Annotated in this window: 22 protein-coding genes and 1 pseudogene; 12 read left to right on the forward strand and 11 right to left on the reverse strand. The window is 64.1% G+C overall.

Features of this window, described 5'->3' with window-relative positions; translation table 11 throughout:
- The first annotated feature begins 148 nt into the window (after nt 1-148).
- The 5 genes and pseudogenes from AC07SU_RS27620 to AC07SU_RS27640 form a co-directional block, all read left to right on the forward strand.
- Nucleotides 149-928, forward strand: a complete 780-nt coding sequence (locus AC07SU_RS27620; protein WP_176997533.1) for a creatininase family protein — start codon at nt 149-151, stop codon at nt 926-928.
- Nucleotides 929-1,007: 79 nt separating this feature from the next.
- A complete protein-coding gene (locus AC07SU_RS27625) occupies nt 1,008-1,379 on the forward strand; it encodes a sigma factor (protein ID WP_494998863.1) in 372 nt (123 codons plus the stop codon).
- 36 nt (nt 1,380-1,415) lie between these two features.
- Complete coding sequence (locus tag AC07SU_RS27630) at nt 1,416-1,832, forward strand: organic hydroperoxide resistance protein (protein ID WP_494998864.1); 417 nt, start codon at nt 1,416-1,418, stop codon at nt 1,830-1,832.
- A 91-nt stretch (nt 1,833-1,923) separates the two neighbouring features.
- On the forward strand, nt 1,924-3,357 hold the full coding sequence (locus AC07SU_RS27635) for a catalase (RefSeq protein ID WP_494998865.1): 1,434 nt from the start codon (nt 1,924-1,926) through the stop codon (nt 3,355-3,357).
- A gap of 50 nt (nt 3,358-3,407) precedes the next feature.
- Nucleotides 3,408-4,247, forward strand: a pseudogene (locus AC07SU_RS27640) (sensor histidine kinase); the annotation flags it as partial.
- On the opposite strand, the gene AC07SU_RS27645 reads toward AC07SU_RS27640, so the two are convergent.
- The gene (locus AC07SU_RS27645; protein ID WP_494998866.1) at nt 4,218-5,033 is read right to left on the reverse strand and encodes an AraC family transcriptional regulator; all 816 of its coding nucleotides are present in this window, start codon (nt 5,031-5,033) and stop codon (nt 4,218-4,220) included. The pseudogene AC07SU_RS27640 and the gene AC07SU_RS27645 overlap by 30 nt on opposite strands.
- A 102-nt stretch (nt 5,034-5,135) precedes the next feature.
- Between AC07SU_RS27645 and AC07SU_RS27650 the strand changes: the two genes are divergently transcribed.
- On the forward strand, nt 5,136-6,350 hold the full coding sequence (locus AC07SU_RS27650; protein ID WP_494998867.1) for an MFS transporter: 1,215 nt from the start codon (nt 5,136-5,138) through the stop codon (nt 6,348-6,350).
- 67 nt (nt 6,351-6,417) lie between these two features.
- Nucleotides 6,418-9,261, forward strand: coding sequence for an ATP-binding protein (locus AC07SU_RS27655; RefSeq protein ID WP_494998876.1), 2,844 nt, complete (start codon nt 6,418-6,420; stop codon nt 9,259-9,261).
- Here the strand turns inward: AC07SU_RS27655 and AC07SU_RS27660 are convergent.
- Nucleotides 9,251-10,543: an epoxide hydrolase family protein gene (locus AC07SU_RS27660; RefSeq protein WP_176997526.1), complete on the reverse strand. Its 1,293-nt coding sequence runs from the start codon at nt 10,541-10,543 to the stop codon at nt 9,251-9,253. The two genes, AC07SU_RS27655 and AC07SU_RS27660, sit on opposite strands and share 11 nt — an antisense overlap.
- Before the next feature lie 172 nt (nt 10,544-10,715).
- Here AC07SU_RS27660 and AC07SU_RS27665 point away from each other — a divergent pair, with 172 nt between their 5' ends.
- Complete coding sequence (locus AC07SU_RS27665; protein ID WP_494998868.1) at nt 10,716-11,945, forward strand: MFS transporter; 1,230 nt, start codon at nt 10,716-10,718, stop codon at nt 11,943-11,945.
- On the opposite strand, the gene AC07SU_RS27670 is transcribed toward AC07SU_RS27665, so the two are convergent.
- Both AC07SU_RS27670 and AC07SU_RS27675 read right to left on the reverse strand, forming a co-directional pair.
- Entirely contained in the window at nt 11,926-12,897 is a 972-nt protein-coding gene (locus tag AC07SU_RS27670; protein ID WP_176997524.1) for a quinone oxidoreductase family protein, read from the reverse strand. The genes AC07SU_RS27665 and AC07SU_RS27670 overlap by 20 nt on opposite strands.
- A gap of 148 nt (nt 12,898-13,045) precedes the next feature.
- Nucleotides 13,046-13,462, reverse strand: a complete 417-nt coding sequence (locus tag AC07SU_RS27675; protein WP_494998869.1) for an organic hydroperoxide resistance protein — start codon at nt 13,460-13,462, stop codon at nt 13,046-13,048.
- Between the two features lie 196 nt (nt 13,463-13,658).
- Here AC07SU_RS27675 and AC07SU_RS27680 point away from each other — a divergent pair, with 196 nt between their 5' ends.
- Genes AC07SU_RS27680 through AC07SU_RS27690 form a run of 3 tightly spaced genes read left to right on the forward strand, consistent with a single transcriptional unit; the run spans nt 13,659 to nt 16,640 of the window.
- Nucleotides 13,659-15,578 (forward strand): PAS domain-containing protein, encoded by a 1,920-nt coding sequence (locus AC07SU_RS27680; protein ID WP_176997522.1) that lies wholly within the window; start codon nt 13,659-13,661, stop codon nt 15,576-15,578.
- Complete coding sequence (locus AC07SU_RS27685; protein WP_176997521.1) at nt 15,578-15,949, forward strand: response regulator transcription factor; 372 nt, start codon at nt 15,578-15,580, stop codon at nt 15,947-15,949. The genes AC07SU_RS27680 and AC07SU_RS27685 overlap by 1 nt, the downstream gene beginning before the upstream one ends.
- Nucleotides 15,950-15,974: 25 nt before the next feature.
- Nucleotides 15,975-16,640, forward strand: a complete 666-nt coding sequence (locus AC07SU_RS27690; RefSeq protein ID WP_494998870.1) for a response regulator transcription factor — start codon at nt 15,975-15,977, stop codon at nt 16,638-16,640.
- A gap of 1 nt (nt 16,641) precedes the next feature.
- Here AC07SU_RS27690 and AC07SU_RS27695 read toward each other — a convergent pair whose 3' ends face one another.
- Genes AC07SU_RS27695 through AC07SU_RS27705 form a run of 3 tightly spaced genes read right to left on the reverse strand, consistent with a single transcriptional unit; the run spans nt 16,642 to nt 18,402 of the window.
- Nucleotides 16,642-17,850 carry a cytochrome c biogenesis protein DipZ gene (locus tag AC07SU_RS27695; RefSeq protein WP_494998871.1) on the reverse strand — a complete coding sequence of 403 codons (1,209 nt, stop codon included), beginning with the start codon at nt 17,848-17,850 and terminating at the stop codon, nt 16,642-16,644.
- A 33-nt stretch (nt 17,851-17,883) separates the two neighbouring features.
- Nucleotides 17,884-18,096, reverse strand: coding sequence for a hypothetical protein (locus AC07SU_RS27700; RefSeq protein ID WP_176997519.1), 213 nt, complete (start codon nt 18,094-18,096; stop codon nt 17,884-17,886).
- Nucleotides 18,097-18,138: 42 nt separating this feature from the next.
- Nucleotides 18,139-18,402, reverse strand: a complete 264-nt coding sequence (locus tag AC07SU_RS27705) for a DUF2790 domain-containing protein (RefSeq protein WP_176997518.1) — start codon at nt 18,400-18,402, stop codon at nt 18,139-18,141.
- Between the two features lie 225 nt (nt 18,403-18,627).
- Here AC07SU_RS27705 and trhP point away from each other — a divergent pair, with 225 nt between their 5' ends.
- Nucleotides 18,628-19,941 (forward strand): prephenate-dependent tRNA uridine(34) hydroxylase TrhP, encoded by a 1,314-nt coding sequence (gene trhP / locus AC07SU_RS27710; protein WP_176997517.1) that lies wholly within the window; start codon nt 18,628-18,630, stop codon nt 19,939-19,941.
- On the opposite strand, the gene AC07SU_RS27715 is transcribed toward trhP, so the two are convergent.
- The 4 genes from AC07SU_RS27715 to ctpM all read right to left on the reverse strand — a co-directional run bounded on the left by AC07SU_RS27715 (nt 19,938) and on the right by ctpM (nt 24,243).
- Complete coding sequence (locus AC07SU_RS27715; RefSeq protein WP_494998872.1) at nt 19,938-21,140, reverse strand: pyridoxal phosphate-dependent aminotransferase; 1,203 nt, start codon at nt 21,138-21,140, stop codon at nt 19,938-19,940. The two genes, trhP and AC07SU_RS27715, sit on opposite strands and share 4 nt — an antisense overlap.
- A complete protein-coding gene (locus AC07SU_RS27720) occupies nt 21,137-21,796 on the reverse strand; it encodes an RraA family protein (protein ID WP_494998873.1) in 660 nt (219 codons plus the stop codon). Before AC07SU_RS27720 ends, AC07SU_RS27715 begins: the two co-directional genes overlap by 4 nt.
- Complete coding sequence (locus AC07SU_RS27725; protein WP_176997514.1) at nt 21,793-22,461, reverse strand: RraA family protein; 669 nt, start codon at nt 22,459-22,461, stop codon at nt 21,793-21,795. Before AC07SU_RS27725 ends, AC07SU_RS27720 begins: the two co-directional genes overlap by 4 nt.
- Nucleotides 22,462-22,563: 102 nt before the next feature.
- Entirely contained in the window at nt 22,564-24,243 is a 1,680-nt protein-coding gene (ctpM, locus tag AC07SU_RS27730; protein ID WP_494998874.1) for a methyl-accepting chemotaxis protein CtpM, read from the reverse strand.
- Nucleotides 24,244-24,433 lie beyond the last annotated feature (190 nt).

Here is a 24,433-nt window from a genome sequence, read left to right on the forward strand (position 1 = left end):
GACGCGTGTGTGCGCCCTGTTGTTTAGTCCGCGCCAGCAGCGGCGAGTGCCCTTGATCGACACCTACGTGCAATGTCGCCTTGCGAAACCCCGTGATGTGATGCCCACGCACACCTAATGTTCCATCACTGAACCGTGAGGCCTCACCATGCTTTTACATCTGTCGACCTGGTCTGAAATCGAGACATTCCTGCAGCGCAGCCGTACCATCGTCATCCCCATCGGCTCCAACGAACAGCACGGCCCCATCGGCCTGCTGGGCACCGACTGGATGTGCCCACAGATCATTGCGCATCACGCCCAGGAATCCGCCGATATCCTGATCGCCCCCACTTTCAACATCGGCATGGCACAGCATCACCTCGGCTTTCCCGGCACCATCACGCTGCGCCCCTCGACCTTTATTGCCGCCATCGAAGACTGGACCCGCTCGCTGGTGGCCCACGGCTTCGAGAAGATCTATTTCCTCAATGGCCACGGCGGCAATATCGCGTCGATTGAGGCCGCGTTTTCCCAGCTGTATGCCGAAGCCAGCTTCGCCAGGCGGCCTGCCGGGTTTGCCTTGAAACTGACGAACTGGTGGGACCTGGAAGGCGTGGGCGCACTGGCCAACCAGCAATTCCCTAGCGGGCATGGCATTCATGCCACGCCGTCGGAAATCGCCGTGACGCAGTGGGCTTATCCAGACGCGATCAAGTCGGCAGAGTATTCGCCAAAAATCGCCAACTCTGGGCCGATCCGCGAGGCTCACGACTTCCGCTCGCGCTTCCCGGATGGCCGCATGGGCTCCGACCCGGGCCAGGCAACGCCGGATAAAGGCCGCGAACTGGTCCTGCTCGCAGCCCTCGGGCTGGTCAAGGAGCTGGAGGCATTCAGTCGGGAAACGGCACCGTTCGGCGCGGCCAGCGGTTCGACTAACAACTGCTAACAGCACATAACTGGCCGTATCACCGGCAAGGCATCACCCTTGAGGCTCACCACCGTCAGCATTCAAGAGGGATGCCATCATGACCGAAGGGTATCGCGCCAGTTGCCTGTGCAAGGTTGATCGACTCGCCAATGAAGCGCTGCGCACCTTGATGGCGAATGTCGTCAACGGTGACCGCGGTGCTTCGCGGCGACTGTCCACCCAGGTCACGCCGCTGCTCAGCGCGTTTTATGAGGGTCAGGTGCAAGCGGGAAGAGTTCGCCCGGAACAGGTCGAGTACCTGGTCCAACGCGCCTTCAAGACACTCCTGGAAAACCGTGCCCACTACAACCCCGGTCTGCCATTTCGCGCCTGGTTGCTGGATATCGCGCGCGGCACCTTGCTCAGCCATCTGCATGCCAACACCGTCGTCCCTCTGTTGAACCCGCCCGACATCCTGTGGGCTATCTGACCCCACCCCCAACGCCGCCAGCTTCCAGGACAGTCCATGTTGAGCATCGAAAAAGTTCTTTACTCCGGCCACACCCGCACCACCGGCGGTCGTGAGGGCACCGGCCAAAGCGATGATGGCCGGCTGCGGGTCAAACTGTCGCCGCCTGGGGCGCCCGGCAACGGCACCAACCCCGAGCAACTGTTCGCGGTGTGCTGGTCGGCCTCATTCCTGGGCGCCCTGCGCCACGCCTGCAACGCCCGCAAGATCAGTTTCCCGGCCATGGCGGCCGTGGACGCTCACGTTGATTTGTTGCACGGTGAGCAAGGCTTTTTCCTGCAAGCGCGCATCAACGTTTCATTGCCTGACATCGAAGCGGACACCGCCCAGCAATTGATCGAAGCCGCTCACCAGAACTGCCCTTACTCCAAAGCCACCCGTCGCAACATCGAGGTCAGCTTTACGCTCGCCTGAAGGTGCGTCAGTCGATACCTACGTGCAATCGCCCTGCCCCGGGTGCTCTGTTTTGATGTGACACAACAACCAGACATCAGGGGACTCGCGCATGAAAAAACTGACCACAGCCGCCGGCGCACCGGTGGTCGACAACAACCACTCGCAGACTGCCGGCCCCCGCGGCCCCGTGTTGTTGCAGGACGTGTGGTTGCTGGAAAAACTCGCCCACTTCGACCGCGAGGTGATTCCGGAGCGCCGCATGCACGCCAAGGGCTCCGGCGCGTTCGGCACGTTCACCGTCACCCATGACATCAGCCACTTCACCAAGGCCGACCTGTTCTCGCACATCGGCAAGACCACAGAAGTGTTCGTGCGTTTTTCCACAGTGGCGGGCGAGCGCGGGGCGGCGGATGCCGAGCGTGATATCCGCGGCTTTGCCATCAAGTTCTACACTGCCCAAGGCAACTGGGACCTGGTGGGCAATAACACCCCGGTGTTCTTCCTGCGCGACCCCTTGAAATTCCCCGACCTCAATCACGCGGTCAAACGCGCCCCCCGCACCCACATGCGCAGCGCCCGCAATAATTGGGACTTCTGGACCCTGCTGCCCGAAGCCCTGCACCAGGTCACGATTGTGATGAGCGACCGAGGCGTGCCGCAGTCCTACCGGCACATGCATGGTTTCGGCAGCCATACGTTCAGCTTCATCAGCCCGGCAAACCAGCGATTCTGGGTGAAGTTCACCTGGAGAACCGAACAAGGCATCCACAACCTCACCGATGAACAAGCCAGCGCCGTGATCGGACAGGACCGCGAAAGCGCCCAACGCGACCTCTATACCAGCATCGAGGAGGGCCGCTTCCCACGGTGGAAGCTCTATGTGCAGGTCATGCCCGAGGCCGATGCAGCCCACTGCCCGATCAACCCCTTCGACCTGACCAAGGTCTGGCCACACCGGGATTACCCGCTGATCGAAGTGGGCCTGCTGGAGCTTAATCGCAACCCCGACAACTACTTCGCCGACGTCGAACAAGCCGCCTTCAACCCCGCCAACGTAGTGCCGGGCATCAGTTTCTCGCCGGACAAAATGCTCCAGGCGCGCCTGTTTGCCTACGGCGACGCACAGCGCTACCGCGTGGGCGTGAACCACCACCAGATCCCGGTGAATGCGCCGCGCTGCCCGGTCAACAGCTATCACCGCGACGGGCAGATGCGCACCGACGGTAACGCCGGCAGCATCCCGGGCTACGAGCCCAACAGCCAGGCCCAGTGGGCCGAACAAGCGGATTTTCGCGAGCCTCCGTTGGCCCTGCAAGGCAGCGCCGCGCACTGGAACCACCGGGAAGATGACGATTACTTCTCCCAGCCCGGTGCGCTGTTCCGCCTGATGAGTCCGGCGCAACAACAGCTGCTGTTTGCCAACACGGCACGCTCGATCCAGGGCGCCAGCGCCGACGCCAAGACACGTCATATCCAGCACTGCACCCTCGCCGATCCGGCGTACGGCGCAGGTGTTGCCCAAGCCATCGAACGACTGGGGTGAGCCACATGGAACTCAAGCCGCCGCGCTGGCCGCGCACCCTGACGCTGATCTATCTGGCCTGCCTGGTGATCGCACAGGGGCTGGCGTTCGCGATTGAAATCAGTGCGTTGGCCGAGTCACTGTGGCTGACGCCGTTATTGATGGTGCAACTGGCATTGCTGTTCGGCTGCCTTTGGCTGGGATTGCGCCCGTCGCCTCCTGACAACGCGCCGGCCGACGCGCCCGGCAACGGTTTGCAGGAGCGCCTGCAGTTGCTGGCCGCGATCTCCCATGACCTGCAAACTCCGATCACCCGCATGAAACTGCGTGCCGAATTCATGGAAGAATCGGTGGAGCGGGACAAGCTGTGCAACGACCTGTGCGAGATGCAGCACCTGGTCCAGGAAGGCGTGGCCTATGCCCGCAGCCTGGACGGCACGGTCGAAGCCAGTTGCCGTGTGGACCTTCACTCGTTCCTCGACAGCCTGGTGTTCGACTACCAGGATGTCGGGCAAAGCGTGGTACTCAGGGCGCAACTCGGCACCATTATCGACACCCGCCCCCATGCCCTGCGCCGGGTGCTGGTCAACCTGGTGGACAACGCGCTGAAGTTCGGCAGCGAGGTCACGGTCAACGTCGAACCCCTGGTAGACGAACGCCTGGTGATCCAGGTCCTTGACCGTGGCCCCGGCATTCCCGAAGCGCAGTTGCCCGAGGTGATCAAACCGTTCTACCGCCTGGATAACGCCCGCAGTCGCAGCACCAAAGGCACAGGTTTGGGCCTGGCGATCTCGCAACAACTGGCGCAGAGCCTGCAAGGCGCCTTGACCCTGTCCAACCGCGCTGGCGGGGGCCTGTGTGCGCAACTGGCGCTGCCACAATCAGTCGCCCCCCACAAACTCCCGCGGTGAGGCGCCCGTGGCCCGGCGAAACATCGCACTGAACGCGCTGGCACTCACATAACCCAACTCCCGGGCGATCCGGCCAACGGACTCGCCCTTTTCCAGACGCTCCAAGGCACAGGCCAGACGCACCTGCTGCACCCACTGACGGTACGTCAGGCCAGTTTCCTTGAGGAACAGGCGGATCAACGTACGCGAACTGGCCCCCACCTTGTCGGCCCAGTATTCAACCCGATGGCTTTGCCCCGGAGCGTCAAGTATCGCGTTGCACACCGCCAGCAACCGGCGGTCCAGCGGCCAGGGAATCTGCAGCGGCAACGTACGTGCGGCGGCCAGTTCGCTCAGAATCAAGGCCACCACATGGGCATTGCGACCCTCCAGGCAGTACTCGATCGGCTCACTGGCCAGCACCAGGATCAGCTCGCGCAGTAACAACGAAACATCCACCACCCGACAGCTCCTCCCGAAGCGGGCGGCGGCATCGGCCTGGATGTAGATCGAGCGCATCTGCACCGATGTCAGCATCAATTGGTCATGCACTACTCCCGCCGGAATCCACAACGCGCGCTTGGGCGGCAAGAACCACAGGCTGCCATCGGCTTGCGCACGCATCACCCCACTGATCGCATACAACAACTGGCCATGGTGGTGGGTATGAGGCGGGTTGTATTCGCCGCTCGCCTGGTTGCGCACCAGCGCCGTCATGACGCGAGGCACGTCCTGGTAGTCGAGGTAATCCTCGCTGCGGCCGTTCAGGTCGGTGGGTGCGCCGACAGTGCGTGCGTCGTGCTTCATGGTGGCGCCTCAGGTTGTCACTTTGTCGATAGAAGCTGGCATTTGTCGGTTATTTTACATTGCTACGATCGCCCTGACTCCACGATTCAAGGGCACACCGATATGACCTCCACCGAGACCGACAAACACAGCCTGGCAGCCATCATCGGCCTGCTGGTGCTGTCCATCGCCTTACGTCCGGCGATCGTGTCCATGGGCCCGATCCTGCTGTTGATCCAGGATCACTATGACCTGAGCTTCACCCAGGCGGCGCTGCTGACTTCCATCCCGGATGTCTGCATGGGTGTCCTGGCGTTGCTGGCCCCAGACCTGAGCCGGCGCTTCGGCACCGACCGCTGTGTGATTGCCGCGCTGGTGTTGCTGGGGGCTGCGTGCCTGCTGCGCGCAGTGTCGCCGAGTGCCACGTACCTGCTGCTCAGCACCTTTTTGGTCAGTGTTGGCATTGCCATCGCCGGCGCCCTGATCGGCGGCTGGATCAAAGCGCATTTCCCCCACCGGCCCGCGTTTTTCATGGGTATTTATGCCGCAGGCCTCAGTGTAGGGGCTACCCTGTCTGCATTGCTGACCGCCCCCATTACCGAGCTTGCCCAGAGCTGGCGCGTGGGGGCCGGGGTGTGGAGCCTGTTGTGTATCACAGCCGTGATCAGTTGGCGGTGGATGGCCCGACGCTTTGCACGCAGCACCGCCAACGCCGGCTCACACCCCGCTCGCTCGGTACCGTTACCGTGGTGTAACCCCCAGGCCTGGTGGGTAGCGCTGTACTTCGGCGCCAGCCAGTTTGTGGTGTATGCCCTCTTCGCCTGGCTGGCGCCGGCGGCCACCGAGACCGCCGTGACGACCTTGCCCGCCGGAGCCCTGCTGGGCTTGTTTACCGCCGTGTTTGCGGTAGCCAGCGCCGGTGCTGGCATGATCCCAGGCAAAGCCCATGACCGTCGTGGCCTGTTGGCGCTGTGCACCCTGCTGGCCCTGCTGGGCACCGCCGGCATGGCGTTCGCTCCCGGCGCTTGGCCCACTCTGTATGTGCTGCTGGTGTCCACCGGCCTGGGCATGGCGTTCACCGTGGGTATGACGTTGCCCCTGGACAACGCCAACTCCCCGGCAGAAGCCGGCGCCTGGACCGTGTTCATGCTGTTTATCGGCTACCTGATTGCCGCACTCGGCCCGCTGAGCTTTGGCGCCCTGCGCGACTACACCGGCAACTACAACCTGGCTTACGCGATGCTCTTTGCCGTGCTGGTGTTGATGCTGTGCCTGACCCCCGTCCTCAAGCCCGCAACCCGCAGCGCAGTCGCCGCCCGCGAGATTGTCGCGACTTGAACGGAGCGTTAAAACACCTATCATGCTGAAACCCCCACCCCCCTGCCTTTTCGAGAGCGTGATGACCGTGGCGTCCGCCCCTGACGACCTGCACGACCCCGTGACGCTGTACTTTGCCTTCGGCCCGTTCCGTGTGATGCCTGCTGAGCGGTTGCTCACCTGCCAGGGCGTGGCCGTAGAGATCGGCGGCCGTGCCCTCGACCTGCTGATCGCCCTGCTCGAACGCCCGGGACGCGTGGTGTCCAAGCGCGAACTGATCAACCTGGTGTGGCCCGATATAGTCGTCGAGGAAGGCAGCCTGCGCTTTCACATGACCGGGTTGCGCCGCATCCTGGGGGATGGCGAAAACGGCGCACGCTATATCAATACCCAAGTGGGCGTGGGATACGCCTTCGTCGCGCCGATCGAGTGCTCGCCCATCGTCCTGCCCGCCCCGCAGAAAACCAAACGTGTCACCAGCACCGTCGGCGGCCTGCCGCCGCGCCCAAGCCTGATCGGGCGCGACGTCGACGTGGCCCTGGTGATGGAACGCCTGCAGCCGCCCAAGCTGTTTACCATCGTCGGCCCCGGTGGCGTGGGCAAGACCAGCCTGGCGGTTGAGGTCGGCCACTGCCACGACGGGGAAGGCGCCGTGCATTTCGTCGATCTGGCCCAGGTTGAAGATGCCGACCTGGTGCCTTTCGCCCTCGCCAGTTCCCTGGGCATTGCGGTGCAAGCCGAAGAGCCGATGTTCGTGCTGCTCGCGCACCTGCACTCGCAGCAGTTGCTGCTGATCCTCGACAACTGCGAACACCTGGTGGACGCGGTCTGCGCCATCGTCGAGCAGATCCGGGACGCCGCCCCGGCGGTCGCGATCCTCGCCACCAGCCGCGAACCGCTGCGTGCCCGTGGTGAGCACGTGCACCGGCTCAGCCCGCTGGCGTTCCCTGCCGAGTTGCGGGATCTGAACGGCGAACAACTGCTCAGCTTTCCAGCCGTGCAACTGTTTGTCGAACGCATGTCGTCGAGCAATGCCGCCCTGGCCCTCGCGCCGGGCGATGCGCACCTGATTGCCGATATGTGCCAACGCCTGGAAGGCATGGCGCTGCCCATCGAACTGGCGGCGGTGCGTGTGGCCGTGCATGGCCTGCATGCCACCCACGCCCTGCTCGGCGAGCGCTTTTCCCTGGGCTGGGCCGGCCGGCGGACGGCCTCGCCCCGGCACCAGACCCTGCGCTCCATGCTCGATTGGAGCTACGACCTGCTGTCCACCGACGAACGCCTGGTGTTTGATCGCCTGGCGGTGTTTGTCGGGCCGTTTGGCCTCGACGGCGCTTCCCAGATCACCGCCGACGACTGGATCGACCCGATCACAGTGGCCGCCACCCTTGATGAGCTGGCCACCAAAGGGTTGGTCACGGTCAATCGCGACAGTTTCCCGGCCTCTTACCGCCTGCTGGAAATGACCCGTGCCTATGCCCGGGAAAAACTGCAGCTGCGCGGTCCCCAGGAAGTACACGCCCTGGCCTTTCGCCACGCGGCCTACCACGTGGAGCAACTCAAGCACCTGGGCGGCACCCCCCACCAGATCTTCGCCAGTTCGGCACGACTGGGCTGTCAGTTGGGCAATATTCGCAGTGCCCTGGAATGGAGCTTCGGCCCCCAGGGCGACCCCGGCCTGGCCTTGCCGCTGGCAGCCGCCAGTGCGCAGCTGTTCCTGCATTTTTCCCTGCTGGTGGAATGCCGCACCTGGTGCAACCGCGCCATTGAACTGCTGGAGCTCGGTTACTTCGGCACCCCAACGGAAATGGAACTGCAAGCCGCGCTGGGCCTGGTGCTGATGTTCACCAAAGGCAACAGCGCAACGGCGGAAAAAGCCTTGCTGCGCGCCTTGGACATTGCCGTGAACCTGGACGACCACGCCTCTCAACTGCGGCTGTTGGGGCGTTTGCAGATCTTCTATGAACGCATCGGCGACTTTGCCAGCTCACTGGCCTGGGCCGAACGTGCGGTGGAGGTCGGCGCGCAGATCGACCGACCCGAAGCTATTGCCGTGGCCGCCTCCCTGGCCGGCATTGCCTATCACCTGCTGGGCGACCAGACACGCGCACGCCAGGCACTGGAGCACTCGCTGCGCAACAGCTTGCCATCGGAGCGCAGCCTCACCATTCACTATGGTTTCGACCACCGCAACCGCACCGGCCTGGCCCTGGCCCGCACGCTGTGGCTGATGGGGTTCCCCGATCAGGCCCGACTGGGCGCACAACAGGTCGAGGCGCAAGCCGCCACCCTCGACCATGCGGCCACCTACTGCATCGCGTTGGTGTGGACCCTGCAGATCTACATCTGGACCGGCGACCTGGAAAGGGCCGTCGACGGTCTGGAAACCTTCCGGTCTATCGCCCAGGCCAATGCATTCGGCCCGTATGTCGCGGCCGCCATGGGGATCGGCGCCGCCATCGATATTCGCAAAGGGCAACCGGGCGATGCCGTCAACGTGCTGGAAGAAACACTGGCACGTCTGCACACCATGCGTTACGAGTTACTGACCACAACCCTGGAAATGGCCCTGGTCGAAGGCCTGATCCTCGGCGGTCAGTTCGACAAGGCACGGGCGCAGGTCGAGGCCACCATTGCGCATTGCCGTCACAGCGGCGATGCGTTTGCCTTGCCCGAGCTGTTGCGTATCCAGGCCAGTATTCACGCCAGCCCCGAGGCCCTGCTGGAAGAATCCCTGGCACTGAGCCAACAACAGGGCTCACGCAGCTGGACGCTGCGCAGCGCGATGGACTTGGCTGCGCTGTGGCACAAACAAGGTCGCGGCATCGAGGCCCAACAGTTGCTGAACCAGTGCCGCGAGCAATTTTCAGAGGGATTCGACACCCAGGACTTGCGCCAGCTACAGGCACGCCTGGGTGAGGTTACGGCTTAGCCGCAGCACGCAAGGGGCGGAACGCCTCGCGCAACTCTTCGCTGAACAACTGCGGCTGTTCCCACGCGGCGAAGTGCCCGCCCTTGCTGACCTGGCTGTAGTAGGACAACGACGGATACGCGCGCTGCGCCCAGGTTTTCGGCGCCTGGTAGATCTCGTGGGGAAACACGGTGATGCCCACCGGCACCTTGATGGTGTCGGTCTTCTGCGCCGCGGCGCTGAAATTATTGTTGTTGTTTTCCCAGTAGAACCGTGAGGAGGACGCGCCGGTATTGGTCAGCCAGTACAGGCTGATGTCGTCGAGCATCTCATCACGGCTGAGCACGCGTTCGGGCTGGCCGTCACTGTCGGTCCAGGCAGCAAATTTCTCGTACATCCAGGCTGCCGTGCCGGCGGGCGAATCGGCCAGCAGGTAGCCGATGGTTTGCGGACGGGTCACCATCATCGCGCCATAGGCGGCGTTGCGCCCAAAGAAGGTACTCAGTGCGGTGTAAGCCGTGCGCTCGGCATCGGTCAGCGTGGCCGGGGCCGGTTCGCCGCTGTTGATCGGCTTGACCAGTTCCGGTGGCACGGTGGCCGGCATGTTCAGGTGGATCCCCAGCAGGCCGGGCGGCGACAGGCGGCCCAGCGCATCGGAGATCACCGAACCATGGTCTCCACCCTGGGACACATAGTGACGGTAGCCCAGGCGCTTCATCAGCACATCCCAGGCCTTGGCCACTCGGTCGGGGCCCCAGCCCAGCTCGGTGGGTTTGCCGGAAAAACCATGGCCGGGGATCGAGGGGATCACCACATCGAACGAGTCTTCGATGCGGCCACCATAGGCTACGGGGTCGGTGAGCGGGCCGATGGTCTTGAGGAACTCGAATTGTGACCCCGGCCAGCCGTGGGTCAGAATCAGCGGCATGGCATTGGGGTTGCGCGAGCGTACGTGAATGAACTGGATCTCCACGCCGTCAATGGTGGTGATGTACTCCGGCAACGCGTTGAGCCTGGCCTCGGCCTTGCGCCAGTCGTAGCCGTTACCCCAGTACTTGACCAGCGCCTGTACCTGGGCCAGTTGCACGCCTTGGGACGTGTCGTTGACCGTCTCTTTGTCGGGCCAGCGGGTGGCGGCGATACGTTTGTGCAGGTCGGCCAGTTGCGCCTCGTCCACGTGAATGCGGTAAGGGCGAATGGCATTGGAATCGGCCCAGGCACCTGCGCTACCGGCAAGCAGGGCAAGGCCGAACATTGAAAGCCGGCAACGCAGCCGGAAAAACGCGGACGAAGCAGCAAGCATGATGATTCTCCTGTGGGTCAGCAGGCCAAGACGGCCCATGCGGGAGCGATCAGACCACCGGGAGCACCCCGGGACGATTGCACGTAGGTGTCGGTCGATACCTATGTATGACTTGCCAGGGCACCCGGCGAATGCTGCCATTTGCAATCGATAACCGCGGGAACAGACCACCATGAATGAGCAGGCAATCAGCCAGGGCACCCACAGCATTGCGACGGCGCACGCAGCATGGGCCGTGATTGGATTGTGCATGTTGTTCAACGTGATCGATGGCCTGGATGCGATGGCCATGGCGTTCACGGTCAGCCGGGTGGCGGCGCAGTGGGCACTCAATGGCGCACAGGTCGGCCTGCTGCTCAGCGCCAGCCTGGTGGGCATGGCCTGTGGCTCACTGTTTGCGGCGCCGTTGGCCGACCGCCATGGGCGCAGGCCGGTGCTGCTCGCCAGTTTGCTGCTCAGCGGCGTGGCCATGCTGCTGTCGTTCTGGAGCCAGGGCCTGTGCAGCCTGGTGTGCTGGCGAGTACTCACCGGCATCGGCGTTGGCGCGGTGCTGGTGAGCGCCAATGTGCTGACCCATGAATACGCCCCGCCCCACCGGCGCGGCCTGGCAATCGCCTTGCAATCGGTGGCGTTTGCCTTGGGCGCGACCCTGGGTGGGGCACTGGCTCATGTGCTCAATGACAGCGTGGGTTGGCGCTACGTGTTCCTGGCCGGCGGCGGGCTGACCCTGATCGCCGGCTCGGCTGGCGTGCTGTGGCTGCGGGAGTCGCCGTCGCTGAAACCGGGCCGCCCTCGCCTGGCTTATCGGCATCTGTTCCAGCAGGGGCATTGGCGCTGGACCTTGTCGTTGGCAACGGTGTGTTTTTTGCTGATGTTCGGCTTTTACTTCGTGATGAGCTGGACCCCGATACTGCTGACCCAGGGCGGCTTCTCCGAACACCATGGCGTCACGGGCGGCCTGTTGCTCACGGTCGGCGGCATGCTCGGCGCCTTGTTGGTGGGGCTGGCGGCCAATCGGTGCGGCTGCCACCGGCTGTTGCTGGCCTGCCTGTTGCTGGAGGCCCTTCTGCTTCTACTGATGGTGACTGCCACGCGTAACCCGGCGCTGGCGGCGACGGCAGGTTTCGTGGCCGGGTTGTTGCTCTACGGGGCCATTGCGGCACTCTTCGTGATGGCGCCTCAGGCGTTTGCCACGCCGGTACGCACTCGCGGCGTGGGCCTGGTGCTGGCCACCGGACGGCTGGGGGCGATTGTGTCGCCGACCGTTGCCGGCGTGCTGCTCGACGCGCATTGGCGCCCTCAGGACCTGTTCACCTTCTATGCCGGCAGCCAGTTGCTGGCGGCCCTGCTGATCTGGCGCGGCTACCGTCCCATGCGCAGGCTTATTCCTGGGTCAGGATGATCAGCTTGCCGATGCTGCGCCGTGACTCGATATCCCGGTGGGCCTGGTGCGCCTGGGCCAAGGCATAGCGCTGGCCGACCTTGACCGTGAGCCGCCCGGTGCGCACCCAGGTAAACAGCTGCCGGGAATGCGCCAGCAGGGCTTCACGGGTGCGCACATGGTGCATGACTGAGGGATAGGTGAGCTTGATGCTACGCGGTGTGGCGAAGACATCGATGGGGGCCAGGGGGTTCATGAAGGGCCCGTACAACGCCAGGGTGCCAAAGTAATCCAGCAGGCGGACCGACTCGTCAAAGCCCTCGGCACCGGTGCCGTCGTACACCACGTTCACCGCGTGCTCACCGACCAGGCGCTCGACCTGACGGGCGATACCCCGGGCCCGGCCGATCACCACGTAATCGGCGCCGGCCGCCAGCACCGCGTCCACCTTGTCGGCATGGGAAACCCGGCCGATCACCTTGCCACCGAGCAACTTGATCATCTGCGTGAGCATCAACCCTACCCCACCGGCAGCAGCGTGGACAAAGGCAGTGTCGCCCTTCTGCACGGCATGCACCTGGAGCACCAGGTTGCTGGCCGTCAGGCCCTGCATCATCAGGCCTGCGGCGGTTTCGAAGCTGATATCGTCCGGCAGCGGTACCAACTGACTGACCGGGGCGACGACCTGCTCGGCATAGCTGCCGGGGACGTACTGCCAGGCCACGCGGTCGCCAACAGACAGCTCGGTGACACCCGGCCCCACCGCGGCAATCACCCCCGCGCCTTCCACGCCGGGGGTAAGGGGCAAGGGGTTGGCTTGCCCCAAGCCGCGCCGGATGCCGGTGTCCATAAAATTGACGCCAGCCGCCATGACCCGTACCAGCGCTTGCCCGAGCCCCGGCCGGCCCGGTGCAACGTCGTTCACCACCAATGCCTCAGGGCCTCCAAATGCGTTTACCACTACGGCTTTCATAGGTTTCACAGCCTGCAAGATCGTTCGACGCCGGACGGCGCCGAAACCTGCCGTCATGCTGGGCAGTGCATGTATCTGCGGCATGTCGGCAGGCAGGCTGTTTGAATGGCTGTGTAACGCAAACAGCCCGGGATACAGTGGCTTACATTCAGACCAGGTTGAGCACCACGTCGATATTGCCGCGTACCGCCTTGGAGTACGGGCAGGTCTGGTGGGCCGTCTCGATCAGCGCCAGCGCCACGTGGCGCTCCAACCCCGGCAGGCTGATATTCAAGCGCGCACGCAGGAAGTAGGCGTCGCCTTCGGTGCACAGATCCACCTCTGCATCGATCGCCACATCGGCCGGCAGCGCCACCTTCAAGGTGCGCGCCGCCAACCCCAGGGCACCGTCGAAGCAGGCAGACCAGCCAGCTGCGAACAGCTGCTCGGGGTTGGTGCCGCTGCCCTTGGAACCCGGCAGCGAATGCAGGATATCCAGGCGCCCGTCGTCGCTGCGCGAGGTGCCGCCATCGCGTGCGCCGGTGGTGTGGACTTTGGCGGTATAGAGTATTTTCTTGGCAGTCATGGAACAGCTCCAGAGGATGAGGGAATACGCATGCTAGATGCGTAGCGCCATCACAGCACGGCGCCGGGCCTGCCATCGATTACACGATGGTATCGCTCGCCCCTCGCCGGGCCGCCATGTGACACCTAAGTATGATGGGCGAGCGCCGCGCGACAGGGCATTCTCGTTACACGGCGCCTGTAGATAGAGAACCGGTATGTCGAATCAACTCAGCGTCGTCGATGCATTGCCTGGCGTGGCGTTCACCGCACAGAGCGATGGTCGTGCCGACTTCGTCAACCAGGGCTGGAACGCCTACACCGGGCGCAACTGCGCCGAGGCCCATGGCACCGGCTGGCATTCGGCCGTGCATCCGCAAGACCTGCCGGGCCTGATCGTGCACTGGAACGCGACGGTCTGCGGCGCCAAGGCCGTGGATATACACGCCCGCCTGCTGCGCTTCGATGGGGTGTACCGCTGGTGCGTCCTGCGCATGAACCCGCTGGCGCAGGACCAATGGTGCGGGCTGTTCACCGACATCGACGACTACCGAAGCGGCGCCACGCCTGCGCCAATCGATCTGGACCTGCGCACCATCATCGACTGCATCCCTGCGCTGGTGGCCTTGATGACCCCCGAGGGCGCCCTGGAATGTGTCAATTGCCACAACCTCGACTACCTGGGCGCCACCCTCGAAGAACTCCAGCAATGGACCGTGGGTGCAACCGTGCATCCCGACGACCTGCCCGGCGTGATCAACGCGTGGATGCACGCGGTGCGCACCGAAGAACCCTATCGCAATGAACTGCGCCTGCGTCGCGCCGACGGGGCCTACCACTGGTTTGCCGCCCGGGCGCTGCCGATGCGCGATGCCCAGGGCACCGTCACGCGCTGGGTGCTGATCAGCGTCGATATCGACGAACAAAAACGCGACAAGGCCCTGATCGCCCACGCACTGGCCGAAGTCAGCGCTTCGGAGGATCGCCTGAGCACCATCATCAACGCCATTCCCGGGTTTGTGTGGAGCGCGGCCCCCGACGGCAGTGTCGGCTTCGTCAACCAACGCTGGTGCGACTACACCGGCATGACCCTGGAGCAAGCCTGCGGCATCGGGTGGGCGCGCTCGGTACACCCCGACGACGCCGAGCACCTGGCCCGCTACTGGAACGCGCTGTTGCAGTCCGGCGAGGCCGGCGAGTACGAGGCACGCTTGCGACGCTTCGACGGCCACTACCGCTGGTTCCTGGTACGTGCCGTCCCCCAGCGTGACGAATGGGGTGCCGTGGTGCGCTGGTACGGCGAAAACACCGATATCGAAGACCGCAAGCAAGCCGAGATGCTTGCGGCCAGCATCGCCATCGAACGCCAGCAGTCGGAGGAAACCCTGGGCAAGGTGCGCTCGGAACTGGCGCACCTGGCCCGCGTGGCCAGCCTCAGCGCGGTCACGGCGTCCATAGCCCATGAGGTCAACCAGCCACTGGCCGGCATCATCACCAATGCCAGCACCTGCCTGCGCATGCTGGGCGCCGACCCGCCGAACGTGGCTGGCGCCCTGGAAACCGCTCGCCGCACCATCCGCGACGGCAACCGTGCCGCCGACGTAATCAACCGCCTGCGCGCCTTGTTTTCGAAGAAAAGCATCACCATCGAAGACGTCGACCTGAATGAGGCGGCGCGGGAAGTCATCGCCATGCTGCTGGGCGAATTGCAACGCAACGGTGTTGCGTTGCACCCGGACTTCACCGATGACCTGCCCACGGTCAGGGGTGATCGCGTGCAGTTGCAGCAGGTGATCCTCAACTTGATCCTCAATGCCACCGAGGCAATGAACACCATGACTGGCCGCGCGCGGTATCTGCACGTCAGCACCGGCCTGGACGCACACCAGGACGTTTACCTTGCCGTAAAGGACAACGGCAGCGGTTTCGAACCCCTGGATGCCGAGCGCCTGTTCAATGCGTTCTACACCACCAAGAGCGCGGGCATGGGCATTGGCCTGTCCATCAGCCGCTCCATCATCGAGCGGCATGCGGGCGTGCTCTCGGCCACGCTCAATGACGGGCCGGGCGCCACGTTCCAATTTACGATTCCACCGGCAGCGGGCCCGGCTGCCGAAGCGACCAGGGAGGGGAGTTGATGCAAAGGCCTTTACTCGTGGCCGTCGTCGATGATGACGAGTCAGTACGTGAATCCTTGCCGGACCTACTCAAGGAGTTCGGGTTTGCTGTCGAAGCGTTTTCGTCCGGCCAGGCATTTCTCGACTCGCCGTGTGTGGCGCTGACCCGCTGCCTGATTCTGGATGTGGCAATGCCGGGCATGTCTGGTCCGGACCTGCACGCAGCCCTCAAACGGCGCGGCCATGCCATTCCGGTGGTGTTCATCACCGCCCATGGTGATGCCGGCGACCGCCCTGGGCTGCTGGCCTCAGGCGCCGTGGATTGTCTGATGAAGCCCTTCAGCGAAGCACAATTGCTCAGGGCACTGAGTGCGGCCATTCCACTTGATTGAGCCCGCCCACCAAGGAGGTATCCTGATGCACTCAACCCACCTGATGGCCCATGAACGCAGAGCTGCGCCGATGACTGACACCTCTCCCATCGTGTTCGTGGTAGACGATGACATTTCCGTGCGCGAGTCTCTGGAACTGTTGATTCGCTACGCCCAATGGCAGCCGCGCCTGTTCGAGTCGGCCCAGGAGTTTCTCGCCCAACCGCGCACACAGGTGCCCAGTTGCCTGGTGCTGGACATCAACCTGCCCGACCTCAACGGCTTGGACCTGCAAGCTGCCATCGCCAACGAACGCCCCGACACGCCGATCATTTTCATCACCGGCTACGGCGACATCCCTCTCACCGTGCGCGCCATGAAAGCCGGGGCTGTGGAGTTCCTGACCAAGCCGTTCAATGACGATGTATTGCTCCAAGCCATCGCCGATGCCCTGCAGCGCAGCCGCGCCGCCCTGGCCCAGCAGGATCACCTGCGCCTTCTGCAAACTGCGTACGCCAGCCTGACGCCCCGGGAGCAGGAAGTGATGGCCATGGTGGTCGCCGGCCATATGAACAAGGTGATTGCAGCGGACCTGGATATCAGCGAGATCACGGTCAAGGCCCATCGCGGCAAAGCCATGCGAAAGATGAAGGCCCGCTCGTTGGCGGACCTGGTGAAGATGGCGGCCTTGCTGGCAACGCCGCTCAATTGACTCAGCCGGCGGTTTTGGCTTCCTGCAACAGCGACTGGATCATCTTTTCCTGCTCGTCATAACGGCCTTCGCCAAAGTGGGTGTAGCGCACTTGCCCCTTGGCGTCGACCAGGTAGTGGGCAGGCCAGTACTGGTTGTCGAAGCGGCGCCAGATCGCATAGTTGTTGTCGATGGCCACCGGGTAGGTGATACCCAGCTTGCGCACCTGGTCGCGCACGTTACCGATGATGCGTTCATAGCCGTATTCCGGGGTATGCACGCCGATCACCACCAGGCCGTCCTTTTCATACTTGCGCGCCCACTCTTTCACATACGGTAAGGTGTGCTGGCAGTTGATGCAGTCGTAGGTCCAGAAATCCACCAAAACCACTTTGCCTTTGAGCGATTCACGGGTCAGCTCGGTGCCGTTGAGCCATTCTACCGCCCCGGCCAGAGAGGGCATGGCGCCCTGGCTGCTGGCTGCCAACGGCTCGGCCTTGACCTTGCTCACCACGTAATCCACCACCTTGGGCACGGTGTGCAGCACGCCTTGTTCGAGGCGGCTGACACCTTCGGACGATGTCCCCGCCAGCAGGGTTTTATCGGCGCCGGTCGAGATCACCAGCGCAGCGGCGAGTACCGCCCCCCCTGCCCCACGACGCAACCAGCCGGTGACCGGGATCGACGCCTTGAGCCGGTTGACCAGGCCACGTCCAGCGAAGATCAAGGTGCCCAGGGACAGCGCACTGCCCAAGCCATACGCCAGCAGCAGCAGGCTGGTGCCCGCATTGGCGCCCTGCAACATCGCGCCGCTGAGGATCACCCCCAGGATCGGCCCGGCGCACGGCGCCCACAGCAGGCCGGTGGCCACACCGATCGACAGCGACTTGAGCGGCCCGGACAAGGCCCGGGTGCCCGGATCGATGCGGTTGCCCAGCAGCACGAACGGCCGCGCCAGCCAACTGCCCGGGCGTGCGCTGATCAGCGACAGTGCAAACAGCACCATCACGATCAGGGCCACATGGCGGCCGGTGTTGTTGGCCTGCACCACCCACGCGCTGCTGACCACCGCCAGGCTGGCGATCAGGGCAAAGGTCAGGACCATGCCGGCGAGGGTCAGCAGGATCGAGCGACGGCTGCGGTCGACGCCGGCGAACAGAAACGGCACCACCGGCAGGATACAAGGGCTGAGGACGGTCAGGATGCCGCCCAGGAACGCGATGAGTAGCATGGTTATCACCTTAGGGGTTGAGAGGACGACCGGTCAGGCCGTCTGGTTGTCCAGCGCCTGGCCCAGCGGCGTGCGGCGGCTGCCGTCCTCCACCAGCAGGTCATGGCCGGCCGGCTGATTCACCGGGGTCAGTTGGAAGCAGGTGCTGCATGGGGGGCTGGCTTTTTCCACAGCGGCATTGGCGTGTACGGCCGTGCCGGCAAGGGCGAAGGCGCTGGCGGTCAAAAAGCGGGTCAGGTGGTTCATGGCGGTGCTCCTGTATCAGGGAAAGAGGGAAAGGTGAGGTACTCAGTTATCGCCAACACAGCCGTCGCCGAACTTGAGGTAGTCCAGGACCTGGGTCTGGTCGTGGGAGTCCAGGTAGGTCATGCGGGCATTCACCACGCCGCAGGCGGGGCTGGCGTCCTGGGTCATCGACAGCACTTGCTTGACGTCCAGATGAGTGCCGTAGGTGTAGGTGTGTGCAACGGCGGTGGCTTCGGCACGGGCCGACAAGGTGCAGATGTTCAGGGCAGCAAACAGGCAGGCGGCGAAGATGGCTTTGGTGTTCATGGCGATGGGCTCCAGTGCTCGGGGTTGGAGGCGGTGTGCCTCGTTGGAAGCCATTAGAAGCCCGTGACGTATCGCGCCTGTGTCGAAAAAACCCGCGCAGTGATCGCTACGTATCCCAAGTGCCTGTCGATACACAGCGATACAAAAAGCCCGCAACACGACCTGGATCAATAAAACGCCTCTGCGCCTGGTCTACCCTCGCGCCTTTTTTTGCGACCCACGCCCATGCCCCCAGTCATCGCCCCCGAACTGCTCGCCCCTGCCGGCACCCTGAAAAACATGCGCTACGCCTTCGCCTACGGGGCCGATGCGGTCTACGCTGGCCAGCCGCGCTACAGCCTGCGAGTGCGCAACAACGAGTTCGACCACGCCAACCTGGCGCTGGGCATCCAGGAAGCCCATGTGCTGGGCAAGCGTTTCTACGTGGTGGTGAACATCGCGCCGCACAACGCCAAGCTGAAGACCTTCCTCAAGGACCTGGCCCCGGTGATCGCCATGGGCCCGGACGCGCTGATCATGTCCGACCCGGGGCTGATCATGCTGGTGCGTCGGCACTTCCCGCAGATGCCGATTCACTTGTCGGTGCAGGCCAACACGGTGAACTGGGCCAGCGTGGAGTTCTGGCAGCAGCAAGGGATCTGCCGGGTGATCCTGTCGCGGGAGTTGTCACTGGAAGAGATCGGCGAAATCCGCCAGCAGGTACCGGCCATGGAGCTGGAAGTGTTTGTGCACGGTGCGTTGTGCATGGCTTATTCCGGGCGCTGCCTGCTCTCGGGCTACATGAACAAGCGCGACGCCAACCAGGGCACCTGCACCAATGCGTGTCGCTGGAAATACCAGGCTACCCCCGCGGTGGAAAACGCCACCGGAGATATCGTCCAGCAGGTTGAACCCACGCTGGGGATTGGCGCCCCCACCGACCAGGTCTTCCTGTTGCAGGAAGCCAACCGCCCGGACGAACAGATGCCGGCGTTCGAAGACGAACACGGCACCTACATCATGAACGCCAAGGACCTGCGTGCCGTGCAGCATGTGGAGCGCCTGACCCACATGGGCGTGCATTCGCTGAAGATCGAAGGCCGCACCAAATCCCACTTCTATTGCGCACGCACCACCCAGGTGTATCGCCAGGCAATCGATGATGCGGTGGCCGGTCGCGCGTTCGATCGCACCCTGATGACCGACCTCGAGTCCCTGGCCCAACGCGGCTACACCGAAGGTTTCCTGCGCCGTCACGTACACGACGAATACCAGAACTACCAGAACGGCAGCTCGGTCTCCGAGCGCCAACAGTTCGTCGGCGAGTTGACTGGCGAACGCCGAGGCGAGTTGGCCGAGGTCAAGGTGAAGAACCGCTTCGCCGTGGGCAACCACCTGGAGTTGATGACTCCCACCGGCAATTTCCACTTTGACCTGACCACCCTGCACAACACCCGGGGCGAGGCTATCGAAGTGGCGCCGGGAGACGGGCACACGGTGTATGTGCCGCTCCCGACCACGATGGACCTGCGTTTCGGCCTGCTGATGCGCGACCTCTAGCGGGTCGCGGCGCAGAACCGGTGGATCGCCTCGCACGCCTTGCGCAACGCCTCGTCGTCCAAGGCATAGGCGATGCGCAAGTACGGCGCCAAGCCGAATGCGCTCCCGTGCACTACCGCCACATTGGCCTCATCGAGCAAGGCGTGGGCCACGTCTTCGTCGGTTTTCAGCAGCGTGCCAGCCGGCGAGGTGCGTCCCAACAAGCCTGCGCAAGAGGCAAAGGCGTAGAACGCGCCGGACGGGTTCGCGCACGTCAGCCCCGGCGTGGCGTTAAGCAGCGACACCACCAGATCACGACGGCGCTGGAACACCGCCCGCGAGGCCTGCACAAAGTCCTGCGGGCCGCTCAAGGCGGCGATCGCCGCGTGCTGGGAAATCGCACTGGCGCCCGAGGTCTGCTGGCCCTGGAGTTTTTCCATCGCCTCCAGCAACCAGCGCGGGCCGGTGGCAAAGCCGATGCGCCAGCCGGTCATGGCATAGGCCTTGGACACGCCGTTCATGGTCAGCACCCGCGGGGCCAGGCGCGGCTCGACCTGGGCCAGGGTGTAGAAACGCTGGTTGTCGAACAGCAGGTGTTCGTAGATGTCGTCCGCCAGTACCAGCACCTGTGGGTGTTTGAGCAACACCTCGGCCAACCCTTGCAGCTCCTGCAGGCTGTACACCGCCCCCGTGGGATTGGACGGCGAGTTGAGGATCAGCCAGCGGGTGTTCGGCGTGATCGCCTCGTCGAGGGCCGCAGGCGTCAGCTTGAAGCCGTCTTCGGCGCCGCACGCCAGCACCTTCGCCGTACCGCCGCACAGTTCGACCATCTCCGGGTAACTGACCCAGTACGGCGCGGGCACGATCACCTCATCGCCTTCATTGAGGGTGGCGGCCAGGGCGTTGTAGATCACGTGCTTGCCGCCATTGCTGACCAGCGTGTCCTGCCAGGTGACGTCCAGGCCGTTTTCGTGGCGGAACTTCTCGGCCACTGCTTCTCGCAACGCACGCACCCCGGCCACCTGGGTGTAACGCGTATGGCCGTCGCGGATCGCATCGATGCCCGCCTGGCGGATATGCGCCGGGGTGTCGAAATCCGGCTCGCCGGCGCACAGCGAGATGATCTTCGCCCCCTGGGCGCGGCGCTCGGCCACGCGGTCGATGATGCGGTACGTGGCGGACGGCTGGGCCTGGGCCAGGCGCTTGTTCAGGATAGTCACGAAGGCTTCCTCTGCAGGGTGTGATAACCCAGGGACGCCCGCGCTTCCTTGAGAGTCTTGCCCGCTTCGATCTGTGCGCGGATCTGCGCTTCCACGGCTTCGATCTGCCGCGCGACCTCCGCCACTTCGGCGGCACGGGCGCGGGGTACCACCAGCACGCCATTGGCGTCGGCCACCACGATGTCGCGGGCACACACACGGGTCTCGCTGATGGCCACCGGTTGGTTCACCGACAGCACTTCCACACGGTCCTTGCCAGTGCGCATGTAGCGGCCCCGGGTGAACAGCGGGTAGCCGTCGCCCAAGGCTTTGCTCACGTCGCGGCACACGCCGTCGATCACGGTGCCCGCAATCCCGCGAGCCCCGGCGTACTGGGTCATGATGTCGCCCCACACCGTGCAGTCGGTACGGCCGGCGTTCGCGATCACCACCACGTCACCGGGTTGCACGTCTTCGATAAAGTCCCCCACCGAACCCGGTGGCGTGTTGGCAGGCACGTACTGCACGGTGAACGCCGGGCCCACTACGGTGCCGTGGTAGTTATCCAGCGGGGCAATGCCCAGGCACTGGCCGGGGATGCCGAGTTTGTCCATGGCGTCGGAAACGCCGGGGGTGTCGAGGCCTGCAAACAGGGCGACTAACTGTTGATCGTTCATCGGGCAGGCTCCACGCGGATGGCTTCGAATTGGCTGTCATGCATCACATCGGCGACCGAACGGCCGCTGCGTACCGCCTCGACCATGCCGGCTTCACGGGCGGCGATGCGCTCGCTCAGGTCGAGTACCTGTTCGATCACAGCGGCGGGGATGAACACGCTGCCGCAGCGGTCGGCGATCACGTAGTCGTCTTCCGACACCGCCACACCGCCGACGCGCAGGGTCACGCCGGAATCCACCTGCACCACACGGTTGCGGGCGCTGATCATGGTCACGCCACGGCCGTACACCGGGTAGCCGATGGAGGCGCTGCCGTCGATGTCACGGCTGAAACCGTCGATCACCGAGCCGCGGATCTTCTTGGCCACAGCAGCGTTGGCGATGATGTCGCCCCAGCAGGAAATGCCTTCGATGCCGCCGGCAATCACCAGCACGCGGTCGTCGGTGGTGATCGCGTCGATCACTGGCGAGATCAGGTGCACGCCAGGCGCCGCGTCGGTCTTGGGCGCCAGCTTGACCGTGCTGGCGCGGCCCACCACCTTGGGGCAGTCCCACAGCGGGCGAATGCCGACCACGGCGCCCGGCAGTTGCAGGAAGTCCAGGGCGTCGGAGACGGTGTTGGTGTCGAGTTCAGCCAGGCGCTGAAGCGGGTCGGGAAGCGGCATGAGATGAGCCCCTGTTGTGATTGGGGCTCAAGTCTCACTGAGGGGCTGTGATAGGTATATTCGTATTAACGTTAGGCCAACATACGCCAAAGCTATGGTTGATCAGATGCGGAACTGCCCCACCAACTGCCCCAGACGCTGGCCAAGATCGGCCAGGCTGCGGGAGGTCTGGGCGCCCAACTGAGTCTCATCGGCCACGCTGTCCACCGCCACGGCAATCTGGTGCACGCTGCGGTTGATCTCTTCGGCCACGGCGGTCTGCTCCTCGGCGGCGCTGGCGATCTGTGCGTTCATCGAATTGATGGTGCCGATCAGCTGCGCCATGGTGTCCAGGGACGCCCCGGCTTCGTTGGCCTGGGCCGAGGTGCCGTCACCGGCATCGCTGGAGCGGCGCATAGCGTCCACCGCCGCCTCGGTGCCTTTTTGCAGGCGGTCGATCATGCCCTGGATTTCCTGGGTGCTGGTCTGGGTGCGGCTGGCCAGCGCGCGCACTTCGTCGGCCACCACCGCAAACCCGCGCCCGGCCTCCCCTGCCCGCGCGGCTTCAATGGCAGCGTTGAGCGCCAGCAGGTTGGTCTGCTCGGCAATCGAGCGGATCACCCCCAGCACGCTGACGATCGACGACACGTCCTGCTGCAGGCTGTCGAGGGACACGCCGCTGCTGCGGATGTCGCTCACCAGCGCATGGATCTGCGCGATGCTGCCATCCACCACGCGCTTGGCGGCCTGGCCTTCGGCATCGGTCTGTTGCGCGGCCACGGCAGCGCCCTGGGCACTGCGCGCCACTTCGTGGGCGGCCGACGACATCTGGTTGATCGCGGTGGCGACCTGGTCGGTCTCGTGGCGCTGGCGCTCCATGGCCTGCTCGGAGCGCTGGGCCTGGTCGGACACCTGGCTCACCAGGCCGGTGAGTTGCGAGGTCATCTCGGTGATCTGGCGCACCAGGCCGTGGATCTTGTCGACAAAGCGGTTGAACGCGCCGGCCAGGTCACCCAACTCATCCTGGCTGGTAATGGCCAGGCGACGGGTCAGGTCGCCTTCGCCAGCGGCGATGTCGTCGAGGTTGGCTTTCATCAGGTTCAGCGGACGCAAAATGGTGTTGGCCACCACCATACCCACGGCGGCAATCACCAGCAGCACTACCACGGCCACGCCGAGGATGCTCAGCAACACGCCTTCCATGCGCTTCTCAACCTTGGCCTCGACCACCGCCACCTGGGCTTCGATGCCGTCGAGGTTTACCGACGTACCGATCACCATGTCCCACTTGGGCAGGTATTCGGTGTAACCGAGCTTGGGCACCAGTTCGGTCTGCCCGGGCTGGGTCGAGCTGTATTGCAGGTAGTGGGTGCCGTCCTTGCCGACCTTGACCAGGTCGCGGTTGACGTAGACGCCGTTGGGGTCGCGGTTGTCCTTGAAGCTCTTGCCGACGCCGTCGGGGCTGTTGCCCTTGAACAGGCGGATGGTCTCGGAGTCGTAGCCGAAGAAGTAGCCGTCCTTGCCGTAGCTGGTATTCGACAAGAGCTTGACCACCTGCGCCCGCGCGGCGGTGTCGCCTGGGGCGGCGGCGTCGTAGAGCGGCTTGATGGTGGTCATCGCCACCTCGACATAACTTTGCAGGGTGGCCTTGGCGTCGTTGAGCAGGCGCTGGCGGGTTTCTTCCACCTCATTGCGCGCCTGGCCCTGGAGAATCCACACGGTGGTCAGGCTGATGACCACGGCAAACAGCAACACCGGCACGATAGCCAGGGACAGGACTTTGGCCTTGAGGCTCAGACGCATGGCTTTTCTCTCTTATTAGTGGCGACTATGAGAGGTTAACGGCCAGTGGGTGGATATCTGTAGGGGGTTGGGGTTGGAGGCTGGGTACATATCCATTTTTTGGTGATGGCTTGTATTGGTTCCGCTCTTACAGCGGGTCACTTTTGGAAAAGAGCCCGGAATGCCGGCCCAGCCAAAAGTAACCAAAAGG

The sequence above is a fragment of the Pseudomonas sp. GW821-FHT05H12 genome (assembly GCF_059419385.1).

Excerpts from the sequence above, each read along its gene's own strand:
- AC07SU_RS27680 (WP_176997522.1), top strand. The coding sequence starts at position 13,659 with ATGTCGAATCAACTCAGCGTCGTCGATGCATTGCCTGGCGTGGCGTTC.
- AC07SU_RS27725 (WP_176997514.1), bottom strand. The coding sequence starts at position 22,461 with ATGCCGCTTCCCGACCCGCTTCAGCGCCTGGCTGAACTCGACACCAAC.
- trhP (WP_176997517.1), top strand. The coding sequence starts at position 18,628 with ATGCCCCCAGTCATCGCCCCCGAACTGCTCGCCCCTGCCGGCACCCTG.
- AC07SU_RS27670 (WP_176997524.1), bottom strand. The coding sequence starts at position 12,897 with ATGAAAGCCGTAGTGGTAAACGCATTTGGAGGCCCTGAGGCATTGGTG.
- AC07SU_RS27630 (WP_494998864.1), top strand. The coding sequence starts at position 1,416 with ATGTTGAGCATCGAAAAAGTTCTTTACTCCGGCCACACCCGCACCACC.
- AC07SU_RS27690 (WP_494998870.1), top strand. The coding sequence starts at position 15,975 with ATGCACTCAACCCACCTGATGGCCCATGAACGCAGAGCTGCGCCGATG.
- AC07SU_RS27625 (WP_494998863.1), top strand. The coding sequence starts at position 1,008 with ATGACCGAAGGGTATCGCGCCAGTTGCCTGTGCAAGGTTGATCGACTC.
- AC07SU_RS27635 (WP_494998865.1), top strand. The coding sequence starts at position 1,924 with ATGAAAAAACTGACCACAGCCGCCGGCGCACCGGTGGTCGACAACAAC.
- AC07SU_RS27645 (WP_494998866.1), bottom strand. The coding sequence starts at position 5,033 with ATGAAGCACGACGCACGCACTGTCGGCGCACCCACCGACCTGAACGGC.
- AC07SU_RS27720 (WP_494998873.1), bottom strand. The coding sequence starts at position 21,796 with ATGAACGATCAACAGTTAGTCGCCCTGTTTGCAGGCCTCGACACCCCC.
- AC07SU_RS27620 (WP_176997533.1), top strand. The coding sequence starts at position 149 with ATGCTTTTACATCTGTCGACCTGGTCTGAAATCGAGACATTCCTGCAG.
- AC07SU_RS27660 (WP_176997526.1), bottom strand. The coding sequence starts at position 10,543 with ATGCTTGCTGCTTCGTCCGCGTTTTTCCGGCTGCGTTGCCGGCTTTCA.
- ctpM (WP_494998874.1), bottom strand. The coding sequence starts at position 24,243 with ATGCGTCTGAGCCTCAAGGCCAAAGTCCTGTCCCTGGCTATCGTGCCG.
- AC07SU_RS27675 (WP_494998869.1), bottom strand. The coding sequence starts at position 13,462 with ATGACTGCCAAGAAAATACTCTATACCGCCAAAGTCCACACCACCGGC.
- AC07SU_RS27700 (WP_176997519.1), bottom strand. The coding sequence starts at position 18,096 with ATGAACCACCTGACCCGCTTTTTGACCGCCAGCGCCTTCGCCCTTGCC.
- AC07SU_RS27695 (WP_494998871.1), bottom strand. The coding sequence starts at position 17,850 with ATGCTACTCATCGCGTTCCTGGGCGGCATCCTGACCGTCCTCAGCCCT.
- AC07SU_RS27665 (WP_494998868.1), top strand. The coding sequence starts at position 10,716 with ATGAATGAGCAGGCAATCAGCCAGGGCACCCACAGCATTGCGACGGCG.
- AC07SU_RS27685 (WP_176997521.1), top strand. The coding sequence starts at position 15,578 with ATGCAAAGGCCTTTACTCGTGGCCGTCGTCGATGATGACGAGTCAGTA.
- AC07SU_RS27705 (WP_176997518.1), bottom strand. The coding sequence starts at position 18,402 with ATGAACACCAAAGCCATCTTCGCCGCCTGCCTGTTTGCTGCCCTGAAC.
- AC07SU_RS27650 (WP_494998867.1), top strand. The coding sequence starts at position 5,136 with ATGACCTCCACCGAGACCGACAAACACAGCCTGGCAGCCATCATCGGC.